This is a genomic window from Corynebacterium sp. NML130628 (assembly GCF_001875665.1).
Classification (GTDB): Bacteria; Actinomycetota; Actinomycetes; order Mycobacteriales; family Mycobacteriaceae; genus Corynebacterium.
The window spans coordinates 63,991-82,594 of the sequence record NZ_MLAL01000016.1 but is presented as its reverse complement, the minus strand read 5'-3'; the positions used below and the strand labels follow the sequence as shown (position 1 = coordinate 82,594).

The following is an 18,604-nucleotide window of genomic DNA, read 5'->3' as shown; positions in this document are numbered from 1 at the left end:
AACTAACCGAGGATTCCCATCCCCATTGTCGCTTTCAAATCACCCATCAAGCTCGCCGAACGCTCCACGCGCAGGTGATCCCCCAGCACCATCATCTGTGTCTCGTCGCCATGGACAAGATTGAGGTACACATCCGAGTCACCTGGGTTGTTCTGAAGAACGCCCTTCAAGCGCTGGATATTATCCACCGTGCATTGTTCAGTGCGAAGCGTCAGTCGCAATGGCAGCCCGGCGCCGTTGCCAGGACCGAGCTCCGGGGTTTTGACGTCGTCACCAAACAGACTCATGCGTTCGTCACGAATTGAGACATGCGCCTTCACCAGAATGATATTGTCCTCCACGATCTGCGGAGCAACCAGCGAATACACCTTGTTAAACAGCAACACGTCAACAGAGGCACCGTGGTGGTCCTCGATCGTGACGATCGCCCAAGGCGAGCCGTCCTTCTTTGAGAAGCGTCGGTCGACCGAAGAGATCAGACCACCGATCGTCACCTCAGCACCGTTGCGGAGCTCTCCGGAGAGGATCGTCGTCAATTGTGTATCGGTCTGTGCGTCAATCGCTTCCTCGAATCCATCAAGCGGGTGGCCCGAAACGTACAAGCCCAGCATCTCGCGCTCGAGTGCGAGCTTATGCTTCTTGTCCCACTCATCATCCGGGATCTGCAGCGCGAAAGCATTATCGGCCGCGGCAGTGTCGTCACCACCGAAGGAAGCAAACAAGTCAAACTGCCCCTTGTCAGCCGCCTTCTTAGTGGTCAACACCGAGTCAACGGCATCCTCCTGAATGAGCATCAAACCCTTACGGGGATGCCCCAGGGAGTCGAACGCACCGGCCTTAATGAGTGATTCAGTGATTCGCTTGTTGCAAGGTAGCAGGTCGATCTTGTCCAAGTAGTCGGAGAAACTCGTAAACTCACCCTTCGTGCGGCGAGTTTCCTTAATCGACTCGACCACTTCGGCACCAACATTACGCACAGCAGCAAGCCCGTAGCGTACATCCTCACCAACAGCCATAAAGTTCTCCTCGGAGGCGTTGATGTCCGGCTGGAGCACGGAAATGCCAAGGTGGCGGCAGTCTGCAAGGTAGATCGCTGATTTATCTTTCTTGTCACCCACCGATGTCAGCAGCGCCGCCATGTACTCAGCAGTGTAGTTCGCCTTCATGTACGCCGTCCAATAGGACACCAACGCGTAGCCCGCCGCGTGCGACTTGTTAAATGCGTAGGAGGCGAACGGCTCAATAATCTGCCACAGCGCATCCATTGCGCTCTTGGAGTAGCCATTGTCCTGCATCCCCGACCAGAACTTCTCGTACTGCTGCGCCAGCACCTCAGGTTTCTTCTTACCCATGGCCTTACGGAAACCGTCTGCCTCGCCAGCGGTGTAGTTCGCGACCTTTCGGGAGATCTCCATGATCTGCTCTTGGTACACGATAAGCCCGTAGGTCTCGTCGAGAATATCCTTCAGTGGCTCTTCTAGCTCCGGGTGGATAGCCGTAATCGGTTTGCGGCCGTTCTTGCGGTCCGCGTAATCCCAGTGGGCGTTCATTCCCATCGGGCCCGGGCGATACAGCGCCAGCGACGCCACAATGTCCTTAAACCCAGTTGGACCCATGCGTTTGAGCAGCTCCTGCATACCTCCCGAGTCCAGCTGGAACACGCCTAGCGTATCGCCGCGGGAGAGCAACTCGTACACGTTTGGGTCATCCGTGCTGAGCGACTCAAGGTCGATCGTCTCCCCGCGGTTCTTCTCCACGTTCTCAAGGGCGTCACCAAGCACGGTAAGGTTTCGCAGGCCAAGAAAGTCCATCTTCAGCAGGCCGATGGCCTCACATGCCGGGTAATCCCAGCCTGTGATAATCGCACCATCAGCGGGCCGCTTCCACATCGGGATGTGGTCCATCAGTGGCACCGACGCCATAATCACGGCACAGGCGTGCACGCCTGCCTGGCGCACAGTGCCTTCCAAGCCACGCGCGGTCTCGTAGATGCGGGCAACATCCGGGTCGGTCTCAATCATCGACCGCACCTCAGTCGCCTCGTTGTAGCGCGCGTGCTCAGGGTCCGTGATACCCGCCAGCGGAATGTCCTTCGCCATGATCGCTGGCGGCAGTGCCGCGTTAATCCGGTCCGCCATTTGGAATCCCGGCTGGCCGAAGTTCACCTTGGCAGAGTCCTTAATCGCCTGCTTCGTCTTAATCGTGCCGAAGGTGATCACCTGGGCAATCTTGTCCTCGCCCCAACGCTCAGCAGCGTAGGTGATCATCTCGCCTCGGCGACGATCGTCGAAGTCAATATCGATATCAGGTGCCGAGGGGCGCTCCGGGTTCAAGAACCTCTCAAAGAGCAGACCGTGCTCCATCGGGTCAATGTTTGTGATAGTCAGCGCGTACGCCACAAGCGCACCCGCCGCAGAACCACGTCCCGGACCAACACGGATGCCAATCTCACGGGCATGCTTAATCAGCTCAGCAACGATGAGGAAGTAGGAAGGGTATCCCTTCATATCAATAACGTCGATTTCGTAGTTCGCGCGCTCAATGTACTCTTCGGGCACCTCGCGCCCCTCGAATCGGTCCTGCAGGCCGCGCATGACTTCCTTGCGAAGCCACGTCGTTGGGGTCTCCCCCTCCGGTACGTCGGCCACCGGCATGCGATCGTGCGGATGCTCCTCCCAGAGCTCGCTGTAATCGCCGACACGCTCCGCGATCCACAGCGTGTTGTCGCATGCGTCGGGCACTGTGGAGTCCCACAGCTCGCGCATCTGCTCGGCCGTCTTGATGTAGTAGCCGGTGCCGTCAAACTTGAAGCGGTCCGGGTCCATCAGCGTCTTGCCAGTCTGCACACACAACATGGCCTCGTGCGCCGGCGCCTGGGATTCCAGGACGTAGTGGCAGTCATTCGTCACCAGCGGCGGTAGGTCAAGCTCCTTACCAATGCGCAGCAAGTCATTGCGCACGCGTTGCTCAATGTCCAGGCCATGGTCCATGAGCTCAAGGAAGTAGTTGTCGCGACCGTAGATGTCCTGCCACATCGCTGCTGCTTCAAGCGCCTCCCTGTACTGGCCAAGGCGCAGGCGCGTCTGCACGTCGCCCGACGGGCAACCGGTCGTGCCGATAATGCCGTCGGCGTGCTCGGCGACCAGCTCCGCGTCCATGCGCGGCCACTTACCGAGCTGCCCCTCGTAGGAAGCGAGCGACGAAAGCTTGAAGAGGTTGCGCAGGCCCGCCGCGTTCTCCGCCAGCATCGTCTGGTGCAAGTACGCACCGGACGCAGAAACATCGTCACGCTTCTGGTCGGGGGTGCCCCACAGCACGCGCTTCTTATTCAGGCGCGACTCCGGCGCCAAGTACGCCTCAATACCAATGATCGGCTTCACGCCCGCGTCCACCATCTGCCTGTAAAACGCGTTCGAGCCGAACATATTGCCGTGGTCAGTCATGCCCACTGCGGGCATGCCCTGGCGCACGACCTCCTCCGCCAACATGTCAACTTTTGCCATGCCGTCGAGCATCGAAAACTCGGTGTGGTTATGCAGGTGAACGAAGGAAGATTTTTTGGCCATGCGCCTCATCTTATCCAGAGTTCCGACATGGCCAAAAGGCCCAGCAACCAGCGAAATTATTCGTAGCGCAAAGCATCAATAGGCTGCATCTTTGCAGCCTTCGCGGCTGGGTAAGCACCGAAGAAGATGCCCGTCGCCAACGAAAAACCGAGCGCAAGCACGACCGCTCCAAGAGGCGGCCAAGTAAAAGCATCAAACGCGGCTGTCGCGATCATGCCGATCACCCCGCCCAGAATCACACCAATAATGCCGCCGATCAGGCACACCAGCATCGCCTCGACGATGAACTGCGTGCGGATATCGCTCTGCTTGGCACCCAACGCCTTGCGCACGCCGATCTCCCGTGTGCGCTCGGTGACAGTGATCAGCATGATGTTCATCACGCCGATGCCACCGACCAGCAGAGAAATACCGCCGATCGCGGAGAGCACTGTCGACATGATGCGGAATACACCCGTAAGCTCTTCCAAGCTCGACGAAAGATCCACCACCTCAATGGTGTAATCCTCGTTATTGGCGTACCAGCGGTCCATATAGTGTTGGAGGTCCGCCTGGAAGGTCTTCGCGTCTTCATCCGGCGACGATTGCACTGAGAATGAGGTGAACCAGTCGCCGTCAAGACCGACGCGATCTGCAGCGGTGAGCGGGATGTAGATGTCCGCAAACTGCTCTGCGGCACCAAACATCCCGCCTCCGCGGGAATCTTCCTCGCCATCGAGCACACCCACGATGGTGAACACTGCCGGTTGGCCGTCGACGACCACATCAATGCGCTTGCCCAAGCTAGCTTGGGCGTTGCCGTCGAAGAGGGCGTCGATAAGCGAAGGGCTTACGACTGCGAGCGGTCGGTGCCCATCGATGTCATCTTGGGAAATCTCGCGGCCGAACTGCACCTCGATGTTTCGCACCTTCATTGAGTCTGCAAGCACCGGCTTGACGTTCGTGGACACAGTTGTGTCATCGGAGACCACTTCCCCACTCGTGGAAACGTCGATGTCCACGCCCTGGATGCGGTCCCCAAATGCCTGACGCAGCTCATCTAGTTGCTCGGGCGTGACCGCATCGCGCTCATCCGATGGTGGCGCGTACGAAAACGCCGCGAAGGGATCCTCGGACTCATCTGCGTCATTGGGGCGCTCATGCACCATCACTGGGTGCGTTGTGGTGCCGACGCCTTCAAGCCCCGACATCACCTGACGCTCCAAACCACGGCCGAGCGTCATAATGATGACCACAGCCATGATGCCGATGATGATGCCTAACAGCGTCAGCAACGAGCGAAGCTTATTCTTCCGAAGCGACGAAGAGGCAAGCTTAATTGACTCTCCTACGTTCATGATCTCGCCCCCAGCGGGGCACGTACCTGCGCGATGCGTCCGTCCATCATCTCGACAATGCGGCCGGTCTCCTCAGCCAACTCAGGGTTATGCGTGATGAATACGATGGCTTTGCCAAGGTCATCGTGCAGCTCATGGAAGAGATCCATCACCATGCGGCCAGTCTTGGAGTCAAGGGCGCCGGTGGGCTCATCCGCGAGCAGCAAGTCAGGGTCGTTGGCGAGGCTACGGGCAATCGCCACGCGTTGCTTCTGCCCGCCCGACAGTTCGTTCGGGTTGTGGTGCAGGCGATCGCCCATGCCCATCATGTCCAGAAGTTCGGCGGCGCGTTCCTCGCGCTCTTTCTTATCGACGCCCGCATACATCATTGGCATAGCCACATTTTGCAGCGCGTCGATTCGACCGATCAGGTTAAAGTTCTGGAAGATGAAGCCGATGTTTCGGCTGCGGTACGCAGCCAGCTCGTTGTCGGACTTGGCGTACACCGGCTCGCCGTTGAACGCATACGCGCCGTCGGTCGGCCGATCAAGCATGCCAACCAGATTCATCAGCGTCGACTTGCCACAACCGGATGGACCGACGATGGAGACAAATTCGCCCTGCTCTGCATAAAAGTCGATGCCGTGCAGCACAGTCAGCTCGCTTGGCTCACCGACGTTATATGTTTTGACAATCTGGCGCATATCGATGAGTAAGCCACTCTTCGACATCGCTTCTTGCCCCGCAGGCGGAGTAGGTTCTGGATGCGCCTGCACAACGGGCTGAGCCTCCGGCGTCCCGAATTCCGCAGTCGGAGGTTCAGCAGTCTCTGCTTCAAACAACTCGTCGAACTCGGCGTCGGTGGCATCGGTGGCGTCGTCATGAACAGATTTTTTGGAGTGCTTTCGGAAGGGGTTCCGCGCCATCGCTTAGCCCTCCTTCTCAGCCGGTGTTGAGGACTTCGGCGCTGCAGACGACGTCGCCGGAGTGGTTGCAGCGGCGCTGCTCGTCGGCTTCTTATCCTTGGCGTTCTTTACCTGCTCGGGATCGAAGTTTTCGTCGTTCACCTTGATAGTGTCGCCGAGTTTGTCCTTGAAGTTTTCAGGCCAGTTAATCACGATGTCCCCCGGCTTAAGCTCGCCTCCTGTGACAGCCACGTCGACGTCGTTCTTCGCGCCGGTCTTGACGGTACGCTCTTCTACGACGCCGCTGGTATCACCAGGGTTCTCGGTTGCCAGCACCAAGACCTTGTTCTCTTCATAGACGGCGTCACGAGGGATGTTGATGGAGTTCTTCGCCTCTTCAGTGATAATTTCCGCACGCACGCTACCACCAAGCAGCAGGCCTTCCTTGTCACCAGTGACTTCGATTTCAACCGGGAACATCACCGAGGACCCGCCACCGCTGCCGCCTGCGGACATTGCAGCTGCAGCCTCTGCCCCGCCACCGGCACTCGCACCTGTGGAACCGACCGGGGAAACTCGCGTCACCCGTCCAGTGAACTTCTTCTTGCCAGTCGCAGTCGACGTGAACTCGACGCGGTTGTCTTGCTTGATCGACGGGACATCTGCCTCGCGAACGCTCGCGCGGATCAGCAGGCGCGAGTCGTCGGCGATGCCGAGGACCCTGCCCTGCGGAATATCGCCGACCTGTACGTCAACGTTGGTAACAACGCCCGCCATCGGTGCGTTAATCGTCGCCTCCTGCACCTGGAGCTGCAGTGTGCCGTCGTCGTCAGCGGCTGAAGCGTTCTCCGCTGCACGCCACGCGGAGTCGACCTGCGCCTGCAACTGTTGGCGTTCCTGCCCGGCTTGCGCCTTGGCGGCCTGCAACGCGGCCTGTGCTTCCTGGAGGGCAGCTCGAGCCTGCTCCACGCTCAGCATGGGAACAGCACCCTGACCGCCGCCTGGGGCGCCCGGTGCGGCTGGCACACCCGGCGCGCCCGGCGCTGCAGGAGGTGCCGTGCGGATGCCCTGACCAGAGCCACCTGGCAGGCGGGAAGACAAATCGCCCGCCATCTTCTGCACGTGCGCTGCGATCTTCGGCGTAGCGATCATCCGTGCGCCTCCCTGGGCGGCAAGTGCGGCATCAAGTGCCGCCTGCGCCTGATCCACCTGGGCCTGCGCCTGCGCTACAGCCGGATTAGACCCGTTTGCCATCGCCTGGTCGTACGCGTTGAGCTGGCTCTTGGCCTGCTCGACGCCTTGCATCGCTTCTGCCTGGGCACTCGCCTGCTGCTTTTCCTGCTTGGCAAGTTGGCGCTGCAGCGTGTCGGTGTTCATCTGCACCAAGAACTGATCTTTCGCGACGCGGTCGCCGGGCTGTACTGCGAGCCGTTCCACCTCGGACTGCAGCGGTGTTGTGATGCTCACTGAGCGAATCGGCGCAATGTTGCCGTTGACGACGATGCTGTTGGTGAGGTTTTCCTCTGCAGCGATCGTGTAGTCCCCGGCGAGCAAACCATCGTGCCCACCGTTATCACCACCGCCGATAGCGCCACACGAGGCCGCAAATAACGCTGCGGTCGTAGCCAGCGTGACACCCACAATTCGCGAATTCGGAAAACGTTGACGCTGTGGGCTTCGGGCGTTGACTCCAGGGTCGGAAACCAATGTCTCTCCTCGGGTTGTCTTCGGCGCATCATTTGGGTGCGCGTATAGGTGCAATCCCGAAAAACTATACACGCCCGCCTTGTATGTCTATGAAACTTACGGGCCGGATTGCAAATGCTCCCCATACCGCGTCAGCTGGCAAAACTTCTACAGCAACCACACCATCCACATTATTCACATCAGCCAAATGCGCAACAGTGTCGTAGACGACCGCGCCGTAAATATGCTCCGAAACTCCTCGGAATATTGCAACGCGTGACACTCCCGGCGCAGGTTCCCCAACCGGGGTGACACCCTCCTCGGTGAACAAAGCACTGACACGGCCCAGCCGGCGCAGTACTGAGTCTGCTTGGTCGGGACCCAAAGGGTGGCTAAACGCTACAAGCGCGAAGTGAGCCTGCTTGCTTTCCTGCGCAGCTTCATCAAGGCTCTGTCGCGCACGCGCCGCATACTCCGGCGCAGTCTCGCCCGGTTCTGCCCCCAGAGCGTCCCCCTGCAGCACTGGTTGCGTGGGTGGGTGAGTGACGCCAACAAGGTAGCAGCCTCCGTAAAGCACAGCGCCGACGAGCAGCACAGAGATTACGGCCCGCAGCCCCTGCGCTGAGTTATCCACGGTTCGCAGATCGCAGCATGTCCACCGCGTGCTGCAGGTCGTCGGGGTAGGAGGATTCCACCGTCATCGGTTTTCCGGTGCTTGGGTGGTCAAACGTCAAACTGGTCGCATGGAGCCATTGGCGGTGCAGCTCAAGTTTCGCGGCCAAATTCGGGTCACACCCATACATTGGATCGCCGACGCACGGGTGCCCGACAGAAGACATATGGACACGAATCTGATGTGTACGCCCGGTTTCCAGGTGCACCTCGAGCAGACTCGCCTGGCGAAACGCCTCGAGAACTTCGTAGTGGGTAACGCTTTGGCGCCCATCCGCGGTGACGGCGAATTTCCACCCAGCTGAGGGGTGCCGGCCAATCGGCGCGTCAATCGTCCCTACGATCGGATCCGGCAGCCCTTGCACCACGGCGTGGTACGTCTTATGGACGGTCCGCTCTTTGAACGCACGCTTGAGCACCGAATAGCCCCGCACGCTATTGGCAACGACCATCACACCGGACGTCCCGACATCCAAACGCTGCACGATCCCTTTACGCTCCGGGGGACCAGCGTCGGGCAGCGTAAACCCCATCGCCTGTAACCCACCGACCACGGTGGGTCCCTCCCAACCCAGTGTTGGGTGGGCAGCAACGCCTACCGGCTTGTCCACCGCGATGACGTCCGCGTCCTGGTAAATCACTTCGAGGCCGTCAACGTGATCGGCCACTGGTTCCGGTGCACGCTTCGGCGGTGGCAGCGTCGCCTCCAGCATGGAGCCCGCGGTAACACGATCAGATTTCTGTACTGGGGCGGCGTCGATAAGCACATTGCCGTCGACGATCATTCCTGCAGCAACGCTGCGCGAGACACCAAAGAGCTTTGCGATGGCAGCATCGACACGCATCCCCGACAGCCCTTCAGGCACCGGAAGCGCACGAAACCCCATACTCACGACCGAGCCTCCTTTGCAAACATCCAGATGACGACGACGGCCACGCCGATAGTGATGGCGGCGTCGGCAAGGTTGAACACCGCAAACGAGCCAATGGAGATGTAGTCAACGACATGGCCGAACCAAAAGCCAGGCTCGCGCGCAAGCCTATCGATGAGGTTGCCGAGCGCCCCGCCAGCGATCAGCGCCACCCCCAATGTCTCCCACCTGCCAGCAAGGCGTGGGGCGTACATCAACGCACCGACGACAAACGCAAGCTGGATGGTTGTGAACAGCCAGGTCGAATTCTGCCCCATCGAAAACGCTGCGCCGGGATTGAACAGCAAATACAGACGTGCCCAATCTCCGATGACCGGAACAGGCACTCCAGGCGTCAACGATGCCACCATGATCTGCTTGACTATTTGATCCGCTGCTGCGACCGCGAGCATAACGCCAACAACGACCCCGAGCGACCGGCGCTTCGCTGGCGCTTCATCGCTCAGGCGTGATTCTTTCGTATTACCCATCGCAGATAACTGTAGTATGCAAATGCTGTAGCTTGTGAAGTTGTGTTGTACTCCGCTCATCTCAAACGCTCACTGTTTGTCCCCCTCGCGATCACCGACGTGGCTCTCGCGCTGACCGCGTGCGGTGCCGAAGAACCGGATCCTTTCGCTGAGATTCCCGCGTTTGCCGTCGAGGCACCCGTCATCCAGGTGCTTTCGCAGGGACAGGATCCACAGAAATGGGAGTACGCGTCGGGCGGTTCCGCATCTGCCGAAGATGCCAAGCCACAGCGGGTATCGCTGTCGCGGGCAATCACACAGCATCCTGCGGCGCAGGAGGACTCAGAGCCTGTCGTTGCGCGTGAGCACGAGCGCGATACAGTCACGTTCGCCTTATCGACGCACACCTTCGAAGACAGCGACAACAATGCCCCACGCCAGGTGGACCTTGTCGCGGAAAGCATCGAACACTCCGACCTAGAGGTGCAAAACCGTTTGGCCTCGAACGAGGGCTTCCAGATGCGTTGGCACGCCGACCCTCAGGGCGCAGTCTCTGCGGTGCAGCTCCTTCCCGCAGTAGATTCCGATGAGGAAGGCCGCGCCATCGCTGAGCGCAACCTGCTCGAGCTGCTGTCGTGGCAGGTCGTCTTCCCGGAGGAGCCGGTCGGCGTGGGCGGGTCTTGGAAGGTCGAGCAGCGCGGCATCGGCGCCTCGGACATGCTGCGGACCACCACGTACACACTCGAATCAGCGCAGGACACAACGCTCGAGCTGAAAGTAGATGTGCAGGAACGCCCGCTGAAGCGCTCCATCACGATTGATAATGAGGTTGCTGGTGTGCTCAACGGCACGACATTGCACGTCGTCAGCAACACGACGCACTCGGAGGGCACACTGAAGGTAGACCTACATGCACCTCTTCCTGTAGGTGGGTCCGTGCTCACCGCAACGCGACTTGTCTACGGCAGTGACGAAGCCGATACCCGTGTGGCCCAAGACACCACCAGCATTGTGGACTATAACGTATAAGAGACGCCCACATTTGATCACGAGGAACATCCCATGACTGCCCCACTCCATATCGGCCTTGACGGCATATCGTTTTCGTACCCGGGCGGACACCGCGTCCTTACCGACATTTCTTTCGCGGTGCCATCCGGATCTGTGACCGGTCTCATTGGAGAGAACGGCGCAGGCAAATCGACGCTGCTCGGCATCATCTCAGGTGAGCTAAAGCCCGACGCGGGTGTGCTCATCACTCCGCCGATCACGGGCTTCATCCCGCAAGAAACATCACTGCCGTTTAGTGAGCCTGCCCAATCACTGATCGACGAAGCAGTCAAGGAACTTCGTGCTGTCGAGGAAGACATCTCAACCTTTGCGCAGCGTATGGTCGACAACCCAGATGACCAGGAGGCCGCCGAAGCATATGACCGGGCGTTGTCACGCGCGGAAAACTCCGGAGTGTGGGAGCTGGATGCGCGCATCGCCACCGTATTAGCTGGCCTGGGTCTTGCCAACGTGGACCTGGCCACCCCACTAGGCGAGATGTCCGGCGGGCAGCGCCGCCGTTTCGCGCTGGCCACGCTGCTCCTGCACCCGGTGGACGCGATGGTGCTCGACGAGCCAACCAACCACCTCGACGACGAAGCCGTCGACTTCCTCATCGGAGAGCTCGACGCATTCAAGGGGCCGGTGCTCGCGGCATCGCACGACCGCTACTTTCTCGATACCTCCTGTGACGGCATCGTCGACCTCGACCCTGGCCTTGGCGCGGAGGGTGGCTTCGGCGAGGAGACTCGCCAGGGCACCCGCTACCGCGGCGCGTTCAGCGACTACCTCAAGGCCCGCGAGGACCGGCGGCGCCGCTGGGAAAGCGACTACGCAGCGCAAGAGCACGAACGCGCTCGGCTCGAGAAGGCCGCCGAGCAAACCGGCGAGGACATCTTCCACAAGCAGGAAGCCTCCTCCGATATACGCATGGCGGCAAAGTACCAGGCAGACCGCGCGGCGAAAACGGTGGGCAACCGCAGGCGCTCGGCGTCGCAACGCTTAGAGGCGCTGGAGCGAACGGAGATCCCGGAGCCACCGGCACGGCTGCGCTTCCGTGGGCTCCCACCGCACACTGCAACCTCACTAGGCCTCCCGGCACTGGTCACCCAGAACCTTTCGGTTCCGGACCGTCTCGCCCCATTGAGCATCAAAGTGCAGCCCGGCCAGCAGCTACTTGTCGAGGGCCCAAACGGATCCGGTAAATCCACCCTGCTGAAAATTATCGACGGCCAGCTGCACGACTACGAGGGCGAAATCATCATGCCGGAGGAGATGACCGTCGCACGCCTCGAACAGGATGACTCGTGGACTGACCTCGACAAAACCGCTGCCGAAGTATTCGCGGAGCTCACCCCAAACGGTGTGCCAGACCTCGTAGAAATGGGCTTGATGACCGAGGAGCAGGCGGCGAAGAAGCTCGACGACCTCTCGCTCGGCCAGCGTCGCCGAGTCTCACTCGGCATCATCCTAGCGTGCCCGCCGGACCTACTGCTGCTCGACGAGCCGACAAACCACCTCTCGCTCGCACTCGCCGAGGAGCTCGAGCATGCGCTCCTCGAATTCGAAGGCACCGTCGTTATCACCAGCCACGACCGCTGGGTGCGCCGCCAGTGGCACGAACGCCAGGCTAAGAAAGACGCGCGCGCCAGAACTCTCACTCTGGCAACACTATGGACAGAGGAGCTCTGGCGCGCGGATAAGCAGTAGCTTAGAGGTTCGGGGCCTGCTGGTACTCTTCCGCAGGCTGCTCACCTGGCTGTTCTTCAGCCGGCGCGGCCGGCTGCGGGGCCGAGCTCATGCACATTTCTGGCACCTGCTCTGGTGGCAGCGTGTTGTTGATCAGGGTGCACGCCCACACCTGGGAAAGCTTCCACACGCCGTCTTCGAAGACGAACTCGACGTCTTCTGCCAGCTGTGGCTGCGAGTCAGGACGGGTGAAACTCACCGTTGCCAACACCGTGTCCGGGGTGTAGCCAGGAAGTACAGGAGGCACGACCTGGAAGTTCGCGCCGGACTCCTCTTGGGACTGCGCCATCACGTCGAACAGCTCAGGGACGTTTTCTCCACCCTGGACCGTGTTCACGCGCTCTTCGATCGGCACGCTTGCATCGGTTGCGCGCATGAGCACTGCGTTGAGTTCTTCAGCGGTTGGTTGCTGCGCGGCGGGCGCGACGGACTCGCTGGTGGCCTGCGTCGCCGTGGTCGCGGTGGTGTCCTGGCCGTTGTCACCAGAGCATGCGCTCATGCCAAGCCCGAGGCCCAGCGCGGTGGCGACGGCTACGATCGGTGCTGCTTTCACGATTTCTCCTTGAAGCATTGTCCTCAGCGGCTCACGGTCGCAGGTTGCGAGCCAACACCGCTCTAACCTTGCCAACGTTACCGGCGTTTCCACCTCGGCACCAATACGCCACTCTGGCACGCTGTAGATTATGGAACCTTTCGTACTACTCATCGCCACCGGCGGCACTATCGCATGTACCGCAGACGCCGACGGCGCCCTCGTGCCCACCCTCAACGCTGAAGAACTTGTTCGCTCCAGTGGCACCGCCGAGTCCGTCCGAGTACACGACGCGCTGCGCCTTGACTCGTCAGCGATCACGTTCGCTGACCTCGACAAGCTTCGCTCCCTCACTGCGAAAGCACTACAAGATCCGCAGATCCGCGGGATTGTGATGAGCCACGGCACCGACTCCATGGCAGAGACCGCATTCGCGCTCGACATCGTGCACGACGACCCCCGCCCAATCGTGCTCACCGGCGCACAACACGCGGCCGACCACCAACACCCTGACGGTCCTGGAAACCTCGCAAGCGCAATTGCCGTCGCCGCAGATCCGCTCCGCCGCAACAACGGCGTCCTCCTCCACTTCGGTGGCGCAACCCTGCCTGCGCGCGGCCTACTCAAGCGTGATACCCACGCTCTCGACGCGTTCGCGCTGAGCAGCGGGCGCCCACTCCCTCGCCCCGCAGCGCTCGGCCGCGCCTCCTTGGCGGATCTTCGTATCCCCATCCTGCGCGCCTGGCCCGGCGCGGAGGGAGACATTGTCGACGCTATTGCCAGCTCAAACCCGGACGGCATCGTGATCGAGGCGCTTGGCTCCGGCAACGTCGGTCCCGGCATGGGGGCAGCGATCGCCCGCGTGCTCAGGCTCGGTATCCCTGTTGTCATCACCAGTTCGGTCCCCTACGGCGAAGTCACATTCGCATACGGTGGCGCAGGCGGTGGTGCGACCCTCGGCTCTCGAGGTGCGATCGCTGCTGGTTTCCTACGCGCCGGTCAGGCACGCATCGCTCTCGCGACAGCGCTAGCTAACGGCGTAGATCCGGCGTCAGTGTTCTGATTCGAGCCAATCCTGCCACGCGAGTGAATCCACTGGGTCGCCTGGCTGGAGTTTGGGGTCGTCGATACGCAGCGTGTGCACCTTGCCTGGGCCTGTAGCGCGCGTTTCAAAACGCACACTCACCCAGCCTTTGCCCGCGCCCTGGACCCAGCCATGGCCATATTCTTCGTGGTAGACGTCCTGGGTCGCGCGCCATACTCCGCTGGTGGGGCCGTCATAAAGCTCGACCGCGATATCGCTGCTGGCTACGTGGTCGCTAACCCCTGACTCGTAGTCACTGTCAGCTGGTACGGGCCGGACAATCTCCTGATCCAGCTCCGGAAAGAGCACGTCCTGCAGCGCGTCTTCCAACCCCGAATAAGACACACCCACGAGCCGAATCGGGCCTACCTCATCCGGATATCGCACGATGCGAAATGCCGTCGCGCGCAGCGTTTCGGCGTCGTCGGTGGCGTACGGCAGCGTCGCTGACCGCGATTCGATGCGGAAGTCTGCCATCCGCAGCTTCACCGTCACGGTGCGTGCTCCACGCCCATCTTTCAGCAATCGGCGGTGCGACTCCTCCGCGGCACGCTCCACTGCAGCGTCGACTTCAGCCACGGTAGTCAGGTCGTGCGGGAAGGTGTGCTCGGAGGAAATCTGCTTCGCCACGGCGCGTGGCGCAACCGGGCGATCATCGTGCCCGCGCGCCAGCTGCCACAATTGCTTCGCGACGACCCCTCCGAGCGCAATATCGACCTCCTTTTCGCTCAACGCCGCGAAGTCCCCAATCGTTTCAATCCCGGCCTGCGCAAGCTTCGCCTCCGTGACCGGCCCAACACCCCAAAGCTCATTCACATTCAACGGGTGCAGCAGCGATTCCTGCTGTTCATGCGGCAAAGTGTATACCCCGTCAGGCTTCGCTAGCCCAGAGCCGATCTTCGCGTACTGCTTGCCGCTCCCCGCCCCAATCGAGCTCGGCAGGCCAGTCTCCTCTTTGATCTGAGCACGTAGCTCCTCGGCCCATTCCCGAACGGTCTCTGGGTCCGCGCCCACGAGCTCCTCGGGCTCCAAGAACGCTTCATCAATGGAAAGTTGCTCCACAATGCTGACGTTGCGCTCAATAATTTCAAACACTCGTTGCGACGCCACTTTGTACACCGGGCGTCGCGGGGCAACGAGTACCGCACGCGGACCCACCAGCTTCGCTGCTTGATGTGTCGGCATTGCGGAACGCGCCCCGTATTTGCGGGCTTCGTAGCTTGCGCCCGCGACAACGCCCCGCCCGTTGACACCAGCAACAAGGACGGGGCGTCCGCGTAACGTTGGGCGTGTGAGCTGCTCGCAGGATGCGTAGAACGCATCCATGTCGATGTGCAGGACCCAACGTTTCATAGCGACCTACTGTTTCGCAATCGCTGCGCTCACACCGTCGTGAATCGTGTGAAGATCGCCATCGAGCGTCTCGACGACGTCGAAGGATGTCGCGAGTGTCTCATGCGCGATGTGCTCAGCATGGCGCTGCACCCACTCGACCTTGTCTGCCGGAACGCACAGCTTCACCGCGATGCGGTCAGAGACTTCGTAGCCTTCCTTCTTGCGCGCGTCCTGCAAACCACGAATGACGTCAGCCGCCCAGCCTTCGGCTTCGAGCTCCTCAGTCAGTTCCGTGTCAAGCACGACCAGGCCGACCACATCATCATTCGCATCGACCCTGGCGGTGCTCGTCGGGTCTTCTGCCACCAGGCGCTCGGTGTAGAGCTCCGGTGTGAGCACGATGTCGCCGTCAACAACAACGTTGTCGCCTTCACGCACGTAGTTGCCAGCCTTGACGTTCTTGATCGCGCGCTGCACGTCACGGCCCAGCTTCGGACCAGCAACCTTTGCGTTGACCACAACCTCGAAGGAGCCAACCGAGTCGACGTCGTCGGTCAGCGCAACCTCCTTCACGTTGACCTCATCCTTAATGACGGATGCGAAGTCCTTCAGCTGCTCCGAGCCAGCCAGGGCCACGGTGAGCTTCGGCAGCGGCAGACGGTTACGCAGCTTCTTCGACTTACGCACCGAGGACGCCGCAGAACACACGGCGCGGGTAGCATCCATCGCGCTGACCAGCTCAGGGTCCGCAGGGATGGCGTCCGCGGACGGGAAGTCCGCCAGGTGCACCGAGCGGCCACCGGTCAGGCCTCGCCAAATGACCTCACTGATGTACGGCAGGAGTGGCGCCGTCACACGGGTCAGGATCTCCAGCACCGTGTACAGCGTGTCGAACGCCTCAGGGTGCTCCTCCTGGCCTGCCCAGAAACGATCACGCGAACGGCGCACGTACCAGTTCGTCAGGGAGTCAGCGAACCGGCGGACCTCGTCGCACGCATCCGCAATGCGGGTGTCGTCAAGCGCGGACTTCACCGCAGCCACAAGGTCATGTGTCTTCGCAAGGATGTAGCGGTCCAGCACATCCTGCGAATCCACGCTGAACTTCGCTTCCTCGGAGGAGTACAACTGCAGGAACGTGTACGCGTTCCAGATCGGCAGCAACGCATGGCGCACGCCCTCACGGATGCCCTGCTCCGTCACGATCAGGTTGCCGCCGCGCAGGATTGGCGAGGACATCAGGAACCAACGCATCGCGTCGGAACCATCGCGGTCAAAGACCTCGTTGACGTTCGGATAGTTGCCCTTCGACTTCGACATCTTCAGGCCATCGTTGCCCAACACGATGCCGTGCGCCACGACCTTCTTGTACGCGGGGCGATCGAAGAGTGCCGTCGCCAAGACATGCTGCACGTAGAACCAGCCTCGCGACTGGCCCGAGTATTCCACGATGAAGTCCGCAGGCTGACGAGCGTCGTGCTCCTCGACGTTCTCGAATGGGTAGTGGTACTGCGCGAACGGCATAGAACCAGAATCAAACCAGCAGTCCAACACGTCTGACACGCGGCGCATCATCGACTTACCAGTCGGATCGTCCGGGTTCGGGCGGACCAGCTCATCAATGTCTGGACGGTGCAGCGACTTCGGACGAACACCGAAATCCTTCTCCAGCTCATCAAGCGAACCATACACATCCACGCGCGGATACTCGGGGTTGTCCGACACCCACGCCGGCACGGGCGAGCCCCAGTAACGGGTTCGAGAAATGTTCCAATCACGCGCGCCTTCCAGCCACTTGCCGAACTGGCCGTCACGGATGTGGGATGGGATCCAGTCAATCTCCTGGTTCAGCTCTACCATGCGATCGCGGAACTCCGTGACCTTCACGAACCACGCTGGCAGCGCCATATAGATCAGCGGCTCGCCCGAGCGCCACGAGTGCGGGTACGAGTGGACGATCGTCTGATCGCGGACAACGCGCTGCTTGGCACGAAGGTCGCGGATGATGTCACGGTTCGCGTCAAACACCAGCTTGCCTGCGTACTCCGGCACAAGCGAGGTGAACTTGCCATCCGCGTCGACCGGGATGACCAGATCGATGCCGTACTCCTGGCAGGTGAACATATCGTCTTCACCGAAGGCCGGGGCTTGGTGGACAACACCCGTACCGTCCTCAGTGGTGACGTAGTCCGCGTTCAGCACCATGAATGCGTTTTCTTGGTCACGGAAGTAGTCGAAAACCGGCTCATACTCCAGGCCCTCGAGCTCAGCGCCCTTGAAGGTCGCAACGACCTCGTGCTCCTCACCCAGCTCCTTCGCGTACGCGCCGATCAGCTCGCTCGCCAACAGCAACTTCTTGCCGACGACCGCTTCCTCACCGTCCGCCCCCACACGGACCAACGAGTATTCAACCTCCGGGTGGACCGCGAGCGCCAAGTTCGATGGCAACGTCCACGGCGTGGTGGTCCAGGCAATCGCGGCTGCGTCGTGCAGCTCAGGATGCTTCGCCCACGTCTCCGCGGCCGCAAAGCCCTCGCGCCCACCGGTAAACGGCATAGTCACCGTCACCGTCGGATCCTGGCGGTCGCGGTAGGAGTCATCCAGGCGCGTTTCCTGGTTCGACAGCGGCGTGTGCTCCGCCCACGAGTACGGCAGCACGCGGAAACCCTGGTAGATCAAGCCCTTGTCATACAGCGTCTTAAATGCCCAAATGACGGACTCCATGTACGGAAGCTCCATCGTCTTGTAGCCGTTATCAAAGTCAACCCAACGAGCCTGGCGAGTCACGTACTCTTTCCACTCATCGGCATAGTGCATCACGGACTTTGCGCAGTACTGGTTAAACTGCGCCAGACCCATGTTCTCGATTTCGGCCTTATCCTTGATGCCGAGCTGCTTCTCCGCCTCAAGCTCAGCAGGCAAACCGTGGCAGTCCCAACCGAACACACGAGGGACGTAGTAGCCCGCCATCGTACGGTAACGCGGAACGATGTCCTTGACATAGCCGGTCAGCAGGTGCCCGTAGTGCGGCAAACCGTTTGCGAACGGAGGGCCGTCGTTAAACACATATTCTTCACAGTCTTCGCGCTGCTTCAGCGATGCCTGGAACGTATCGTCTTCGTTCCAGTACTTCAGTACCTGCTCCTCCATCTTTGGGAACGCGGTACTTCCCCCGGTCAGATCTACCTTCGGGTAGACGCTTCCGACCTTACTCATCTCGGTCTCTCCTTCACACACAATGCTGTCAAAACCACAGGGACGCAGCGAACGACGCCACGCGGTACCACCCTGCTTGAAGCCCGCCAAAAGGCGAACTTCCGCTTCATTTGCG

General features: G+C 60.7%; 13 protein-coding genes. 3 read left to right on the top strand and 10 right to left on the bottom strand.

The features are described from left to right. Nucleotides 1-2: 2 nt before the first annotated feature. The 7 genes from dnaE to lspA form a co-directional block, all read right to left on the bottom strand. On the bottom strand, nt 3-3,566 hold the full coding sequence (gene dnaE / locus BJP07_RS03330; protein ID WP_071566066.1) for a DNA polymerase III subunit alpha: 3,564 nt from the start codon (nt 3,564-3,566) through the stop codon (nt 3-5). A 56-nt stretch (nt 3,567-3,622) separates the two neighbouring features. Next, nucleotides 3,623-4,903, bottom strand: coding sequence for an ABC transporter permease (locus tag BJP07_RS03325; RefSeq protein WP_071566065.1), 1,281 nt, complete (start codon nt 4,901-4,903; stop codon nt 3,623-3,625). Beyond that, nucleotides 4,900-5,613, bottom strand: a complete 714-nt coding sequence (locus BJP07_RS03320) for an ABC transporter ATP-binding protein (RefSeq protein WP_071566364.1) — start codon at nt 5,611-5,613, stop codon at nt 4,900-4,902. The genes BJP07_RS03325 and BJP07_RS03320 overlap by 4 nt, the downstream gene beginning before the upstream one ends. A gap of 198 nt (nt 5,614-5,811) precedes the next feature. Beyond that, entirely contained in the window at nt 5,812-7,428 is a 1,617-nt protein-coding gene (locus tag BJP07_RS03315; protein WP_071566064.1) for an efflux RND transporter periplasmic adaptor subunit, read from the bottom strand. A 130-nt stretch (nt 7,429-7,558) separates the two neighbouring features. After that, nucleotides 7,559-8,107, bottom strand: coding sequence for a hypothetical protein (locus tag BJP07_RS03310; RefSeq protein ID WP_071566063.1), 549 nt, complete (start codon nt 8,105-8,107; stop codon nt 7,559-7,561). Further along, nucleotides 8,100-9,032 carry an RluA family pseudouridine synthase gene (locus BJP07_RS03305; protein WP_071566062.1) on the bottom strand — a complete coding sequence of 311 codons (933 nt, stop codon included), beginning with the start codon at nt 9,030-9,032 and terminating at the stop codon, nt 8,100-8,102. Before BJP07_RS03305 ends, BJP07_RS03310 begins: the two co-directional genes overlap by 8 nt. A 2-nt stretch (nt 9,033-9,034) precedes the next feature. Then, nucleotides 9,035-9,547: a signal peptidase II gene (gene lspA, locus BJP07_RS03300; RefSeq protein ID WP_071566061.1), complete on the bottom strand. Its 513-nt coding sequence runs from the start codon at nt 9,545-9,547 to the stop codon at nt 9,035-9,037. A 42-nt stretch (nt 9,548-9,589) separates the two neighbouring features. On the opposite strand from lspA, the gene BJP07_RS03295 reads away from it, so the two are divergent. Both BJP07_RS03295 and BJP07_RS03290 read left to right on the top strand, forming a co-directional pair. Next, nucleotides 9,590-10,555 carry a DUF6263 family protein gene (locus tag BJP07_RS03295; RefSeq protein WP_071566060.1) on the top strand — a complete coding sequence of 322 codons (966 nt, stop codon included), beginning with the start codon at nt 9,590-9,592 and terminating at the stop codon, nt 10,553-10,555. Nucleotides 10,556-10,588: 33 nt separating this feature from the next. Next, the gene (locus tag BJP07_RS03290) at nt 10,589-12,286 is read left to right on the top strand and encodes an ABC-F family ATP-binding cassette domain-containing protein (protein ID WP_071566059.1); all 1,698 of its coding nucleotides are present in this window, start codon (nt 10,589-10,591) and stop codon (nt 12,284-12,286) included. A 1-nt stretch (nt 12,287) separates the two neighbouring features. Here the strand turns inward: BJP07_RS03290 and BJP07_RS03285 are convergent, their stop codons facing one another. Further along, entirely contained in the window at nt 12,288-12,878 is a 591-nt protein-coding gene (locus BJP07_RS03285) for a hypothetical protein (RefSeq protein WP_177222510.1), read from the bottom strand. Between the two features lie 130 nt (nt 12,879-13,008). Here BJP07_RS03285 and BJP07_RS03280 point away from each other — a divergent pair, with 130 nt between their 5' ends. Further along, entirely contained in the window at nt 13,009-13,920 is a 912-nt protein-coding gene (locus BJP07_RS03280; RefSeq protein ID WP_071566058.1) for an asparaginase, read from the top strand. Here BJP07_RS03280 and BJP07_RS03275 read toward each other — a convergent pair. Together BJP07_RS03275 and ileS are read right to left on the bottom strand one after the other, a co-directional pair. Continuing rightward, nucleotides 13,909-15,294 carry a DNA polymerase IV gene (locus BJP07_RS03275; protein ID WP_071566057.1) on the bottom strand — a complete coding sequence of 462 codons (1,386 nt, stop codon included), beginning with the start codon at nt 15,292-15,294 and terminating at the stop codon, nt 13,909-13,911. The genes BJP07_RS03280 and BJP07_RS03275 overlap by 12 nt on opposite strands. Nucleotides 15,295-15,300: 6 nt before the next feature. Next, a complete protein-coding gene (gene ileS / locus BJP07_RS03270) occupies nt 15,301-18,489 on the bottom strand; it encodes an isoleucine--tRNA ligase (RefSeq protein ID WP_071566056.1) in 3,189 nt (1,062 codons plus the stop codon). Between the last annotated feature and the right edge of the window lie 115 nt (nt 18,490-18,604).